The sequence below is a fragment of the Janthinobacterium sp. GW821-FHT03C10 genome, from assembly GCF_059420865.1.
Genome location: NZ_JBWKUN010000001.1, coordinates 371,626 through 385,193 on the forward strand (window position 1 = coordinate 371,626; position 13,568 = coordinate 385,193).

Genomic DNA, 13,568 nt, shown 5'->3' on the forward strand with positions numbered 1-13,568 from the left:
TTCAGGAAAATAGCATGGAACGCATCTTAGTCATTGGCGCAAACGGCCAAATCGGTAGTGAACTGGTGGGCGCGCTGGCGCAGCAGCACGGCGCGGACAACGTCATCGCCAGCGACATCGGCACGAATAATCTGTACCAGGCCAAGCGCTACGCGCAGTTGAATGTGCTGGACAAGGACGGCCTGGCGAAGATCATCGCCGACGAGAACATCACCCAGGTGTACCAGCTGGCGGCCATGCTGTCGGCCACGGGCGAAGCGGCCCCGTTGAAGGCGTGGAGCCTGAACATGGATGGCTTGCTGAATATCCTGGAACTGGCGCGCGAGCGCGGCGAGGCGGGCAAACCGCTGCGCATCTTCTGGCCATCGTCGATCGCCGCCTTCGGCCCGAACACGCCGCAAGTGAACACCCCGCAAATGACGGTGATGGACCCGACCTCGATGTACGGTATCAGCAAGCTGGCCGGCGAGCGCCTGTGCGAATACTACTTCAACAAGTATGGCGTGGACGTGCGCAGCATCCGCTACCCTGGCATCATCAGCTACAAGTCGCCTCCGGGCGGCGGCACCACCGATTACGCCATCGCCATCTTCCATGCGGCCTTGCGCGGCGAGCGCTATGACTGCTTCCTCGATGCGAACACCACGCTGCCGATGATCTACATGCCCGACGCCATCCGCGCCACCATCGAACTGATGGACGCGCCGGCGGCATCGATCAAGATCCGTTCGTCCTACAATGTGGCCGGCGTGTCGTTCAACCCCGAGCAGCTGGCGAAAGCCATCGTGCGCATGGTCCCCGATTTCAAGATCAGCTACAAGCCGGACAGCCGCCAGGCCATCGCCGACAGCTGGCCGCAAAGCCTGGACGACAGCAAGGCCAGCGCGGACTGGGGCTGGAAGGCGCAGATCGGCGTCGAGCAGATGGTCACGGACATGCTGGCCAATGTCGATGCGGGGCAGGCGGCCAAGGCGGCTTGAATTCCCACGACCACTATATAAATAACTAAAACACAAGCAAAGAGACACTACATGGATATGAGCGTATTTGACCTGTTCAAGATCGGCATCGGGCCGTCGAGTTCCCACACCGTGGGGCCGATGGTGGCGGCGCGGCGTTTTCTGGTCGAATACGGTCCGCTGGATCAGGTAGTGGGCGTCGAGGCGGCCCTGTATGGCTCGCTGGCGCTGACGGGCGTGGGCCATGCCACCGACAAGGCCGTCATTCTGGGCTTGATAGGCGAAACGCCGCAGGACGTGGCGCCCGATGCCGTCGACAGCAAGCTGGCCGCCATCGAGGCGGCCGGCGAGATCGCGCTGCTGGGCACGCACGTGGTGCCGTTCACGGCCGCCACGGGCTTGATCTGGCACAAGAGCGAATCCTTGCCCGAGCACCCGAACGGCATGCGTTTTACGCTGAAGCTGCTTGATGGCAGCCGGGTCGACAAGGTGTATTACTCGATCGGCGGCGGTTTTATACGCGAGGCAGGCGAAGCCCAGGCCGAAGCGGCCGTGGAGTCGGCCGCTGCTGCCCGCGTCGTCTTCCCCTTCGATACCATGGAGCAGTTGCTGGCGCATGGCGCAGAAAGCGGCCTGTCGATCCCTGAAATGCTGCGCGCGAACGAGTGCGTCAAGCGCAGCGACGAGGAATTGAACGCGGGACTGGACCGCATCTGGCACGTCATGCGCGATTGCATCGCGCACGGCCTGGAAACGACGGGCAACCTGCCGGGCGGCTTGAACGTCAAGCGCCGCGCCGCCAAACTGTGGCGATTGGCGCAGGAAGCGAAGGCGTCGGACAACCGCGCCAACGACTTGCCGCACGACGCCGTGCACCTGGTCAGCCTGTACGCGATGGCCGTCAACGAGGAAAACGCGGCCGGCGGGCGCGTCGTGACGGCGCCGACCAATGGCGCCGCCGGCATCATCCCGGCCGTGCTGCGCTACTACGCGCAGGATTGCCGCCCCAGCGATCCGGTCGGCGGCGTGCGCCGCTTCATGCTGACGGCCGCGGCTATCGGCATGCTGTGCAAACGCAATGCCTCGATCTCGGGCGCGGAAGTGGGCTGCCAGGGCGAAGTGGGCGTGGCCTGCGCCATGGCGGCGGCCGGCCTGGTGGCGGCCCTGGGCGGCACGAACGAGCAGATCGAAAACGCGGCCGAAATCGGCATCGAGCACCACCTGGGCATGACCTGCGACCCTATCGGCGGCCTGGTGCAGATCCCCTGCATCGAGCGCAACGGCATGGGCGCCGTGAAGGCGATCACGGCCGCCTCGCTGGCGTTGAAGGGCGACGGCACGCACTTCGTCAGCCTCGACGAAGTCATCGAAACCATGCGCCAGACGGGCGCGGACATGCAGGACAAGTACAAGGAAACGTCCTTGGGGGGCCTGGCCGTCCACGTGATTACCGTCAACCACGCCGCTTGCTGATGCGCCGGTGGCGGCGTCGGATTACGCGCGCAGCGCTAATCCGACCTACGCCATGACGCAAGCAACGCAGGTCGGCGCAGGCCGGCGCAGGTCGGCTTAGCCCGCAGGGCGTAAGCCGACATCACCAAATAAGTAAGCCGACATCACCAAAGCAGCAAACCACCACCTCACTCCTCCTCAAACAACTGCTCCAGCCTGCGCGGGTAGTGATTCAGAAAATCACGCGTGACGGCATAGTGTTCCGTGTCTTCATACGCCACCTCATGGATGCCGCCGCCCGTAAACATCAGGATTTTCGCGTTCGGATAGGCGAGCAGAATCGGCGAGTGGGTGGCGATGATCAGCTGCGAGTCGTCCTGCACCAGCTGGTGGATCACCGATAAAGCCGCCATCTGGCGGCTGGGCGACAGGGCCGCCTCGGGTTCGTCCAGCAGATACAGTCCCTTGCCCCGCAGCTTGTTGATCAGGGTCGCCATGAACGCTTCGCCGTGCGATTGCGCGTGCAGCGACTTGCCGCCGTAGCTGCCCAGGTATTCGGGCATCTCGTCCATGTAGGTGGCGACGTTGAAAAAGCTTTCGGCGCGCAGGAAATAGCTGTCCTCGGGTTTTTTATAGCTCTTGCTCAGGCGCAAGTGCGCATGCAAGCCCGATTCCTCGTCCGAGGGCAGGGCGATGCGCACGTTGCGCGTGCCGCCATCCTTGCCGAAACCCAGTCCCACGGCCAGCGCTTCGAGCATGGTCGACTTGCCGCTGCCATTTTCGCCCACGAAGAACGTCACGTCGCGGTGAAAGTCCATGTGCACAAAGTCGCGGATGGCGGGGATGGTGAATGGATAGTGATCGAGGTCGACGACGGCGTCGGGGCGCAGCGTGGCGCTTTGCAGATACGGTTTTTTACTCAGCGACATGACCGCTTCCATGAATGACCCGCAGGCGGGCCGACAAGTATGAGTGTGGCGCAAATCAGGCGCACGCGCCAGTACGCGGCCCCATCTTTATGCGGGACGTTGACCGCATCACCAAAAATTTCCAAAATACAATGATTTCACCTCTGCCCGGCGCTGTTGTTTGACAACAGGGGCGCGACGCGGGACGGCTGCGTGCGCATGCGATTCGCCTTGGGGAGCGGCTGGCACTATAATATCCGCTGCCATTCATGATCAACCGCACTCAGCTCAACTGGACTCTTCAAATCTATGCATTACGTGTCTACCCGCGCTGACAAAGCGCCATCGAATCTGCAGCAATTTTCCGACATCCTCCTGGGCGGCCTGGCCCCCGATGGCGGACTGTATCTCCCTGAACACTACCCGCAAGTCACTGGTGCCGAGCTCAATGCCTGGCGCACATTGTCGTATGCCGACCTGGCCTACGAAATCCTGAAGAAGTTCGCCACCGATATCCCGGCCGCGGACCTGAAGGCACTGACGGCGAAAACCTATACCAAGGCAGTCTACAAGAACGCCCGCGCCGGCGAAAACGCGGCCGACATCACGCCGCTGCGCGTGCTGGAAGAAAACGTCGTCAAGGGCGGATCGACCACCCTGATGCTGCAGGCGCTGTCGAACGGCCCGACCCTGGCCTTCAAGGACATGGCCATGCAGCTGCTGGGCAACCTGTTCGAATACACGCTCACCAAGCACGACGCCGAACTCAATATCTTCGGCGCCACCTCGGGCGACACGGGCAGCGCGGCCGAATATGCGATGCGCGGCAAGAAGGGTATCCGTGTCTTCATGTTGTCGCCGCACAAGAAAATGAGCGCCTTCCAGACGGCGCAGATGTTCAGCCTGCAAGACCCGAACATCTACAACATCGCCGTCGAAGGCGTGTTCGACGACTGCCAGGATATGGTCAAGGCCGTGTCGAACGACTTGCTGTTCAAGGCGAAACAGAAGATCGGCACCGTCAATTCCATCAACTGGGCGCGCGTCGTGGCGCAGGTTGTGTACTACTTCCGCGGCTATCTGGCGGCCACCACCAGCAACGAGCAAAAAGTGTCGTTCACGGTGCCGTCTGGCAACTTCGGTAATATCTGCGCCGGCCATATCGCCCGCATGATGGGGCTGCCGATCTCGAAACTGGTGGCCGCGACGAATGAAAACGACGTGCTCGACGAATTCTTCCGCACGGGCGTCTACCGCGTGCGCAAGTCGGCCGAAACGTACCACACGAGCAGCCCGTCGATGGATATCTCGAAAGCGTCGAACTTCGAGCGCTTCGTCTACGACCTCGTGGGCCGCGACAGCGAGCGCGTGCGCGCCCTGTTCACGAAAGTGGAAACGCATGGCGGCTTCGACTTGTCCGGCAAGCCTGGCAGCGATGGCGACGAGTTCAAGCTGGTGGCCAAATACGGCTTCAAGTCGGGCAAGTCCACGCACCAGGACCGCCTCGACACCATCCGCGACGTGGCCGACGACTACGGCATCACCATCGACACGCACACGGCCGACGGCATCAAGGTGGCGCGCGAGCACCTGGAGCCGAACGTGCCGATGATCGTGCTGGAAACGGCGCTGGCGGCCAAGTTCAACGAAACCATCCTCGAAGCGCTGGGCGTGGACGCGGAACGGCCGGCCGGCTTCGAAAACATCGAGGACTTGCCGCAAAAGTTCGTCGTGATGGATGCCGACGTGGAAAAAATGAAGGCGTATATCGCCGCCAATACGGGTTTGTGATGAACGATCCGACCGCACAACGCAAAGCCATGCTGTCGGTGGCCGAGGCGCAGGCCTTCATGCTGGGCGCGGCGCGCCCGGTGGCCGAAGTGGAGCTGGTCGACACCATGCGCGCCAACGGCCGCGTGCTGGCGGCCGCGCAAACGTCGGCCCTGAACGTGCCCGAGCGCGACAACACGCAGATGGATGGCTACGCCGTACGCGCCAGCGACTGCGCCAGCGGCGCGGCCAGCCTGCCCGTGTCGCAGCGCATCGCGGCCGGCCACGTGGGCCAGCCCCTGCAGCCGGGGACGGCGGCGCGCATCTTCACGGGCGCCTTGCTCCCGGACGGCGCCGATTGCGTCGTGATGCAGGAGCAGTGCACGGTGCTTGACGGCGTGGTGACGGTCAATCACGTGCCGCACGCGGGCGAATGGGTGCGCCGCCAGGGCGAGGATATCCGCGCCGGCGGCGAAATCCTCGGCCCGGGCCGGCGCCTGCGCAGCCAGGAAATGGGCCTGGCCGCCTCGGTGGGCCTGGCGCAAGTGCCGGTGCTGCGCAAGCTGCGCGTGGCCGTCTTCTTCACGGGCGACGAGCTGGCCATGCCGGGCGAACCTTTGGTGCCGGGCGCCGTCTACAACTCGAACCGTTTTACCTTGCGGGGCCTGCTGGAAAACCTGGGCTGCGAGATCACGGACCTGGGCATCGTGCCCGACAGCCTGGAAGCGACCAAGGCCGTGCTGCGGCAGGCGGCGCAGGGCAATGATTTGATCATCACCTCGGGCGGCGTGTCCGTGGGCGAGGAAGACCACATCAAGCCGGCCGTGGAAGCGGAAGGGCGGCTGAACATGTGGCAGATCGCCGTTAAGCCGGGCAAGCCGCTGGCGTTTGGCGAGGTGCGGGACGCCTTCTTTGTCGGCTTGCCCGGCAATCCCGTCTCCAGCTTCGTCACGTTTTTGCTGTTCGTGCGCCCGTTCATTTTGCGCCTGCAAGGCGTGGCGGGCAGCCTGGCGCCGCGCAGCTACAAGCTGCCGGCCGCGTTCGAGCGGCTGAAGGCGGACAAGCGTAACGAGTTCCTGCGCGCCAGGGTCAATGAGGACGGCGAACTGGAACTGTTCGCCAACCAGAGTTCGGGCGTGCTGACGTCCACCGTGTGGGGCGACGGCTTGATCGATTGCCCGCCGGGGCTGTCGATCGCGCGCGGCGACATGCTGCGCTTCATCCCGTTTAACGAATTGCTGTACTAAGGAAGTATCGATGAAGATCAATCTGCGATTTTTCGCCAGCGTGCGCGAGCTGGTGGGCACGGGCCAGGAAGTACTGGAAGTAGCCGGGCCGCTGACGGTGGGCGAGGTGAGAACCCTGCTGATCGGCCGCGGCGGCAACTGGGAATACGCGCTGGCGCAGGGCCGCGCGCTGCGCATGGCGCATAACCAGGTGATGTGCGATGCCGATACCGTGATCGCTGAAGGCGACGAGGTGGCGTTCTTCCCGCCCGTGACAGGCGGCTGAGCATGTCCGCGCAAGAAAATGGCCGCTGAAGCGGCCATTTTCTTATCGCGACTTGGCTTTTGGCTTGTCCCCGCTGCACGCGGCGCAGGCGACGGCCTTCCGATAACGCCAGTATTTCGAGCCGATGAAGATGGCCGACGCCACCAGCGACCAGGCCAGCGCGCTGAGGATGTCGGTCTGGCTGGTGCTGCCCTTGCTGTATTCGACCACCGCGAGGATGATGAATAAGATCGAGCTGGCCAGCAAATAGCGGGAAATCCAGAATCCTGCGCCCATGTGTTTCTCCTCTTGTCGTCGCGTTGTCTCGTGAAGTCGAAGTGCCGATCGCTGCGGCATGTCCGCGCAGTATGCATCATTTTTCGGCATTCTTGCCATCCGCTGGGCTGATCTCGACTAAAATGCCGGGGTTTTCACCGTCTTCCAGCATGCCATGACCCATTCCAGCCTTCCTCCCTTCCACATCGCCGTCATCGGCGGCGGCCCCGCCGGCCTGATGGCCGCCCAGGCGGCCGTCGAGCAGGGCGCCAGGGTGGAGCTGTTCGACGCCATGCCTTCCGTGGGGCGCAAATTCCTGCTGGCAGGGCGCGGCGGCATGAATATCACGCACGCGGAAGACTACCAGTCCTTCGTCTCGCGCTACGGCCGGCCGGCGCACCGCGTGAAACCGGCGCTGGACCAGTTCGGCCCGCAAAAGGTGCGCGACTGGGTACACGGCCTGGGCGTCGACACCTTTGTCGGCTCGTCGAACCGCGTCTTCCCGACGGACATGAAGGCGGCGCCTTTGCTGCGCGCCTGGCTGCACCGCCTGCGCGAAGCGGGCGTGCAGTTTCACATGCGCCACCGCTGGACGGGCTGGCGCGAAGGCCAGCTGGCCTTCGCCACGCCGGACGGCGAGCGCCTGCGCGCCTTCGACGCCGTGATCCTGGCGCTGGGCGGCGGCAGCTGGGCGCGGCTCGGGTCGGACGGCGCCTGGGTGCCCCTGCTGCAAGGGCAGGGTGTGGCCGTGGCGCCTTTGGCGCCGGCCAATTGCGGCTTCGACGTGGACTGGAGCGAGCATTTCAGCAGCCGCCATGCGGGCGAACCGCTGGCGACGGTGGCCATCTCGGCACGCGACCTGGATGACTGCATGATCAAGCGCCAGGGGCAGTTCGTCATCACGGCGGGCGGGGTCGAGGGCAGCCTGATCTATGCCTTATCGGCCGCGCTGCGCGAGCAGATCGCGCGCGACGGCCACACCACCATCTGGCTCGACCTGGCGCCCGACCACACGCATGAACGCGTGTTCGAGGAAGTGACGCGCCCGCGCGGTTCCCGCTCCATGTCCAGCCACCTGAACAGCCGTCTGGGCATCAAGGGCGTGAAATCTGGCTTGCTGCGCGAATGCCTGAGCGCGGCCGACTTTGCCGACGAAGCCAGACTGGCGGCCGCCATCAAGCTGCTGCCCGTCACCTTGCAGCGTCCGCGCCCCATCGATGAAGCCATCAGCAGCGCCGGCGGCGTGGATTTCGACGGCATCGACGGCAGCATGCTGCGCGCCATGCCGGGCGTGTTCGTGGCGGGGGAAATGCTGGACTGGGAAGCGCCGACGGGCGGCTACCTGCTGACGGCCTGCCTGGCGCAAGGCAAGGCGGCCGGCGAGCAGGCGGTCAGTTGGCTGGAAGGGAATTTTTGAAATTACAACAGCATTTGATCGTTAGCGCCACGACGCTGTTCACAATCGTAGCGAGCGGCCCCGAGTTGTGGCTGAGAAGCGCAGCTGTACTCTGGTGCGGGGCCGCCGAGGCAGCGAGCATCGCCAGCCGCAAATCGCGCCGCGCAGTAGATTGTGAACTGCGTCATCATTAATGCCAGATGATGTCGCCTGACCCGCTTTTCTGGGTCTCGCGCTGGCGCGGGTTGCCGTGCACGTGGATATCGCCGCTGCCGCGCAGGGTCAGGTTGGCGGCGTCGCGCACGAAGACGGTGCTCTGGCCCGAGCCTTGCAGGCTGACGCTGGCCTTGTCGGCGGCCAGGTGCTCGGCATCGATGTCGCCTGAGCCGCTCAGGTCGGCGCGCAGGAATTTCGTGTTGCCGCTGGCGGCGATGCGCCCGGACCCCACCATTTCCAGCACCACGCTGTCGCTGTTGCCGGCATTGATGTCGAGGTCGCCGCTGCCGTTGACGGTCGCCTGCACCTGCTTGTAGCGTCCCGTGAAGCTGACGTCGCCTGAGCCCGTCAACTCCAGGATAAAACTGTCGCCGGAAAATCCCGTGATCTTGCTGTCGCCATTGCCATGCACTTCCACGCGCACGAGGGCTGGCAGCACCAACTCCACCTGCAGCGGCTGGCGGTGGTGGAACAGCATGCCTTTCGGGCCGATATGCAGGGTCGTGCCATCGGACGTCGTGTCGACGTTCGACAGCAGCCGCTGCTCGCCGCTCACCTTCAGCGATGGCGTGGCGCCGCGGCGCAGCACGAGGTCGATGGGGCCGGCCAGGTCGATGCTGGTGATATTGGCGGCAATCGGGCGCATTTCGCTGCGCACGGCGCGGCCGGCAGCGCTGCTGGGATTGCTGATTCCCTTGGCGCGCAGGGCCGCATACGACATGGCGATCAGGACCAGGGCCAGCAGGAACATGGACAGGCCGACTTTGAATAAGCGTTTCATGGCAGCCTTTCTAGTGACCTTTGAGGAGGGAAACATTCATGGCGATGTAGCGCTTGATGCCGATCAGGGTATAACGTGTGACCACCAGACTGAGCAGGAAGATGGCGATGCCGCCAAGCAGCATGCCCATGCCGAAGACGGTTTGCGTGGTGCGCGCATCGCGGTCCATGTCGGTGGAGATGCGGATGCCGCCGCCGGCGAGCGCTTCGGCCCGCTCCATCACGCGCGACGACGCGCCCGGCGTCTCGGGTTCGGTTTTGACGGGGCCGGGCAGGTGGTCGACTTCGATGCCCGTGTCGCCGATGGTGATGCGCGTTTCGCGCCGCTCGTCCCCTTCGCCGCCGTCATCATCATGGATGAAGACGTGGCGCAGGGGGCCCTCGAGCACCAGTTCGTTGGCGCCGGACAAACCGCTGGCCGTGATGGCGATGCCGGCCAGGTAAAAGCTCAGGCCGACGGCATACAGGGTGGCCAGCAGGGCCGCGTACACGGCGGCGGGCACGACCATGAACAGGTTGAAGATGGCCAGGCCCACCAGCGAGACGAGCAGGCGCAGCAGGTTGACGGGGGTTTTCTTCTGTTCGAATGCCTGGCGGTGGGTGCTGCTGCGCAAGGTGAGGGCGATTTTTTTCGGATCGCCCAGTTCGTCGGCGATCTCGTGCTCGCTGCGTCCCGCCGCCGCCCCTTCGATGAAGGTCTGTTCGTAATAGTCCATGGTCTTGGCCACCAGGTCCGGCGGCAAGCCTGCCAGCGCGCGCCGCAGCGCCTCGAGATAATCTTGCTTGTTCATCATATTCTTCCTGTCCGTCCGCTGCGCCGCTTCATCCCACTGCCGGCAGCAGCATGCTTGCCTGGCTCAGCATGAGTGGTGCTTGCGGCGCCTGCGGTCCGTGAACGACGATCAGGGTGGCGAGCAGCACACAAGCGAGCAGCGCCACGGCTTTCAAGCTGTTTTTCAAGTGCAAGGTGGTGTGCATGGTATTCCCCGTGGCATGGCCGTTGTCGATGATCGGACTGTACCCAAGCGCAGGCGGACGCACCAGCGCGGTGCGACAGAATGCAATTTCGCGGGGGCGAGCGACACCAGGGAAGGATGCACCGTCAAGTCTGTTTTGCCGCCTTGTCCGTGTTCGCCATCCTGGCCGCCGCCACGCCGCTGCGCACGGCCGCCTCGATGGTGGCCGGATAGTCTTGCGTCCGGTCGTCATTGGCCGTGTAGTCGCCGGCCAGCAGCAGGCCCGGCATGCCGCTGGCATTGCCGGGGCGCCGCAGATCCGGGGTGCTGGCAAAAGTGGCGCGCTTTTCCGTGATCAGCTGTGTCCAGGCGGGCTGCGCCAGCTCCGGGCGCTGCAGAACCTGCGCCAGCTGCGCGGCGATCGCCTGCGCCAGCGGCCCATGGCCTTGCTCGGCGGCATCGCCCGATGCGCTGATGACGACGGCCAGCAAGCCCGCCTGCTTGCTGTCGAGCTGGCCCCGGTCGAAGACGAACTGGCCCCAGTGCTGTTGCTCTGGTGCATCGACGAGGGCGTAGAACGGCAAGTCCAGGCGCACGCTGGCGTCGTACTGCAGGTAGCAGGTGCTGATGGCTTCCGGCGTGAAGGCTTGCATGCGGTCAATGGCATCGGCCAGGCGCGCGTCCTGCAAGCCTTGCAGCAGGCTGGCGGCCTGCACGGACGAGGTGGCCACGATGACGCCGTCGTAGGTGTCGGTCTCATCGAGCTGCCAGCGGCCATCGGGCAAGGCGTGCAAGGCGGCCACCTTGGCGCCCGTGCGCACCGCGCCGCCATGCTGTTCCACATAGCGGGCGGCCGCGTCGGGCAGCAGGGCGGAGAGGTCCGCCTTCGGGATCAGCATGTCGGAGGCGCGGCGGCGGCTTGCCCCCAGGCTGTCGCGCAGCACGTTGATGAAGACGCGGGCCGAGGCCCGCTCGGGCGGCGTATTCAAGGCCGCCAGGCACAGCGGGTGCCACATCAGCCGGTTCAAGGTGTCCGTCTGGTCGAAGCGCTGCAGCAATTCGCTGACCGTGCAATCGTGGTACAGCTCCCAGCCCATCCAGCGCATGGCCGTGGAAAAACGCATCAGCGACAGCTTGTCGGCGCCTTGTAAGCCTTTGGCGCGCAGTAATGCCCATGCCAGGTGCAGCGGCGCGGGCAGGCGCGGCGCGAGAAAATCCATGCCTTTAGCGCCGGGCGGATAGCGCATCTGCAGGGGTAGCGACAGGATCAGCTCGGCGGGGTCTTGTCCCGCGAGCTTGATCAGGCGCAAGGTTTCCGTATAGGCGCCCAGCAGGATGTGCTGGCCGTTGTCGAGTACGCCGCCTTCGCGTTCGACCCGGCGCGCGCGCCCGCCCAGGGTGCGCGCCGCCTCGTAGACGGTGACGGCATGGCCGGCGCGCGCCAGTTCCATGGCCGCCGCGCAGCCGGCCCAACCGGCGCCGATGACGGCGTAGCGTTGCTTCACGCTACGCTCAGCCACGAACCCAGGTCTTCCAGGCCAGCCACAGTTTGCGGATCGGCGTGAGCGAGATGCGCTGTTTCAGCACGTGATAGCCGTCGCGCTCGACTTCATTGAGCAGGGTGCGGTAGATGGCGGCCATGATCAGGCCCGGGCGCTGGGCGCGGCGATCCTCCGCCGGCAGCAGGGCGAAGGCCTCGTCATAGGCTTGCTGTGCGCGCGCCGCCTGGAAGCGCATGAGGTTTTCGAAGTTCTCGCTATGGCGCGCGTTCAGCAAATCGGCCGCCGTCACGTTAAATTGCTGCAACTCGCTGATCGGCAGGTAGATGCGCCCCTTGCGCGCATCCTCGCCCACGTCGCGGATGATGTTGGTCAGCTGGAAGGCATGGCCCAGCTTTTCCGCATACAGCAGCGTTTCCGGGCGGGTCGCGCCAAAGATGCTGGCCGACAAGATACCGACCACGCTGGCCACGTGCCAGCAATAGCGGCTCATGGCCTGGTAATCGAGGTAGCGGGTCTGGTTCAAGTCCATTTCCATGCCGTCGATGATGGCCTGCATATGCTTTTCTTCCAGTTTATACACGGCCAGGTGCGGCTGCAGCGCGCGCATCACGGGATGCGTGGGGTTGCCCTCGTACATGGCCTTGACTTCCTTGCGCCACCACACCAGCTTGGTGCGTGCCACGGCTTCGTCCGTGCATTCATCGACCGTGTCGTCGACTTCGCGGCAGAAGGCGTACAGGGCCGTGATGGCCTTGCGGCGCTCGGCCGGCAGGAACAGGAAGCTGTAGTAGAAGCTGGAGCCGCTCTGGGCGGCCTTTTGTTGGCAGTATTCGTCGGGAGACATAGTCAAAAGAGCAAGGGTTGCAGATCGAAGCCGCTATTCTATCGTCTTACAGAGTAGGCGACGGGGGAAAAGCCGTTTTTACTTGTGTCTCTTGATGCAAGCTTTTGCGCGACATGCGCAGGGCGCGCCAGAAAATGATCAGCCAGTCGCGTTTCTCCAGCTTGGGGCGGCGCCGGAACACGTCGTAATTGACGGCTTCGATGGCTTCGAGGATGCGCAAGCCACCTTGCACCACCAGCCGCAGTTCCCAGCCGATGCGCCCGCGCAAGCGCAGGGCCAGCGGCGCCCCCGACAGCATCAGGGCGCGCGTGCGGGCCACTTCGAAGCGCATCAGGGCGCTCCACTTGCCGTGCGCCTCGGGCCGCTCGAAGGCGGCGGCGGAGACGGCAAAGCGGCTCAGGTCTTCCATCGGCAGGTAGATGCGCTCTTTTTGCTGGTCGATGGCGACGTCTTGCAGGAAATTAATTAGTTGCAAAGCTGAACATATCGCATCGGAATCGCGTACATTCTGTTCATCGGCCGCACCGTACAGGTGCAGCATCAACAGCCCCACAGGGTTGGCGGAGCGGGCGCAGTAATCGAGCACATCGTCATAGCTGGCGTAGCGCGTCGTTTCCACGTCCTGCTTGAAAGCGGATAATAAATCGTGGAATGGCTTCAGCGGCAGCTGGAATTTGGCGATGACGGCGGCCAGGCGTTCGAACATGGCGGCGTTCTCGCCAGCATGGCCTTCTTCGCGGGCGATGCGCCCCAGCGCCTCTTCGTAGGCGTGTAGAAAGGCCAGGCGTTCGGCCGGCGTGGCGTCGCCTTCATCGGCCAGGTCGTCGGCGCTGCGGGCGAAGGCATAGATGGCTTCGACGGCGGGCACCAGGCGGCGCGGCAGTAAAAATGATGCAACAGGAAAATTTTCGTAATGGTCTACAGGCATTGAACACGCTTCTTTAGTCTTGCAGTTTTTTAATCTCGAGATTAATGACGCAAAAGTCACTAAAAACTTTTACGCACGATTATAATTAAT

At 64.1% G+C, this 13,568-nt stretch carries 14 protein-coding genes; 6 read left to right on the forward strand and 8 right to left on the reverse strand.

Annotated elements, in window-relative coordinates:
• Nucleotides 1–14 precede the first annotated feature (14 nt).
• Both AC07VH_RS01400 and AC07VH_RS01405 read left to right on the forward strand, forming a co-directional pair.
• Nucleotides 15–980 carry an NAD-dependent epimerase/dehydratase family protein gene (locus tag AC07VH_RS01400; protein WP_326456187.1) on the forward strand — a complete coding sequence of 322 codons (966 nt, stop codon included), beginning with the start codon at nucleotides 15–17 and terminating at the stop codon, nucleotides 978–980.
• 51 nt (nucleotides 981–1,031) lie between these two features.
• Complete coding sequence (locus AC07VH_RS01405) at nucleotides 1,032–2,432, forward strand: L-serine ammonia-lyase (protein WP_494786514.1); 1,401 nt, start codon at nucleotides 1,032–1,034, stop codon at nucleotides 2,430–2,432.
• 167 nt (nucleotides 2,433–2,599) lie between these two features.
• Here AC07VH_RS01405 and AC07VH_RS01410 read toward each other — a convergent pair whose 3' ends face one another.
• Entirely contained in the window at nucleotides 2,600–3,340 is a 741-nt protein-coding gene (locus tag AC07VH_RS01410) for an AAA family ATPase (protein WP_475414508.1), read from the reverse strand.
• A gap of 288 nt (nucleotides 3,341–3,628) precedes the next feature.
• On the opposite strand from AC07VH_RS01410, the gene thrC reads away from it, so the two are divergent.
• Genes thrC through moaD form a run of 3 tightly spaced genes read left to right on the forward strand, consistent with a single transcriptional unit; the run spans nucleotide 3,629 to nucleotide 6,601 of the window.
• Entirely contained in the window at nucleotides 3,629–5,110 is a 1,482-nt protein-coding gene (gene thrC / locus AC07VH_RS01415) for a threonine synthase (RefSeq protein ID WP_494786515.1), read from the forward strand.
• On the forward strand, nucleotides 5,110–6,336 hold the full coding sequence (locus AC07VH_RS01420) for a molybdopterin molybdotransferase MoeA (RefSeq protein ID WP_489627514.1): 1,227 nt from the start codon (nucleotides 5,110–5,112) through the stop codon (nucleotides 6,334–6,336). Before thrC ends, AC07VH_RS01420 begins: the two co-directional genes overlap by 1 nt.
• Nucleotides 6,337–6,346: 10 nt before the next feature.
• The gene (gene moaD, locus AC07VH_RS01425) at nucleotides 6,347–6,601 is read left to right on the forward strand and encodes a molybdopterin converting factor subunit 1 (RefSeq protein ID WP_489627513.1); all 255 of its coding nucleotides are present in this window, start codon (nucleotides 6,347–6,349) and stop codon (nucleotides 6,599–6,601) included.
• A 42-nt stretch (nucleotides 6,602–6,643) separates the two neighbouring features.
• On the opposite strand, the gene AC07VH_RS01430 is transcribed toward moaD, so the two are convergent.
• Complete coding sequence (locus tag AC07VH_RS01430; RefSeq protein ID WP_489627512.1) at nucleotides 6,644–6,877, reverse strand: hypothetical protein; 234 nt, start codon at nucleotides 6,875–6,877, stop codon at nucleotides 6,644–6,646.
• A 154-nt stretch (nucleotides 6,878–7,031) separates the two neighbouring features.
• Between AC07VH_RS01430 and AC07VH_RS01435 the strand changes: the two genes are divergently transcribed.
• A complete protein-coding gene (locus AC07VH_RS01435; protein ID WP_494786516.1) occupies nucleotides 7,032–8,273 on the forward strand; it encodes a TIGR03862 family flavoprotein in 1,242 nt (413 codons plus the stop codon).
• Nucleotides 8,274–8,442: 169 nt separating this feature from the next.
• On the opposite strand, the gene AC07VH_RS01440 is transcribed toward AC07VH_RS01435, so the two are convergent.
• From AC07VH_RS01440 to hpnC, 6 genes are all read right to left on the reverse strand, one after another.
• Nucleotides 8,443–9,249, reverse strand: a complete 807-nt coding sequence (locus AC07VH_RS01440; protein WP_475414514.1) for a head GIN domain-containing protein — start codon at nucleotides 9,247–9,249, stop codon at nucleotides 8,443–8,445.
• A gap of 10 nt (nucleotides 9,250–9,259) precedes the next feature.
• Entirely contained in the window at nucleotides 9,260–10,042 is a 783-nt protein-coding gene (locus tag AC07VH_RS01445; RefSeq protein ID WP_494786517.1) for a DUF1700 domain-containing protein, read from the reverse strand.
• Nucleotides 10,043–10,070: 28 nt separating this feature from the next.
• The gene (locus tag AC07VH_RS01450) at nucleotides 10,071–10,226 is read right to left on the reverse strand and encodes a hypothetical protein (protein WP_494786518.1); all 156 of its coding nucleotides are present in this window, start codon (nucleotides 10,224–10,226) and stop codon (nucleotides 10,071–10,073) included.
• A 124-nt stretch (nucleotides 10,227–10,350) separates the two neighbouring features.
• Nucleotides 10,351–11,709, reverse strand: a complete 1,359-nt coding sequence (gene hpnE / locus AC07VH_RS01455) for a hydroxysqualene dehydroxylase HpnE (RefSeq protein WP_494786519.1) — start codon at nucleotides 11,707–11,709, stop codon at nucleotides 10,351–10,353.
• 7 nt (nucleotides 11,710–11,716) lie between these two features.
• Nucleotides 11,717–12,550, reverse strand: a complete 834-nt coding sequence (hpnD, locus tag AC07VH_RS01460) for a presqualene diphosphate synthase HpnD (RefSeq protein WP_489627507.1) — start codon at nucleotides 12,548–12,550, stop codon at nucleotides 11,717–11,719.
• 46 nt (nucleotides 12,551–12,596) lie between these two features.
• Nucleotides 12,597–13,478, reverse strand: coding sequence for a squalene synthase HpnC (gene hpnC, locus AC07VH_RS01465; protein ID WP_475414518.1), 882 nt, complete (start codon nucleotides 13,476–13,478; stop codon nucleotides 12,597–12,599).
• Between the last annotated feature and the right edge of the window lie 90 nt (nucleotides 13,479–13,568).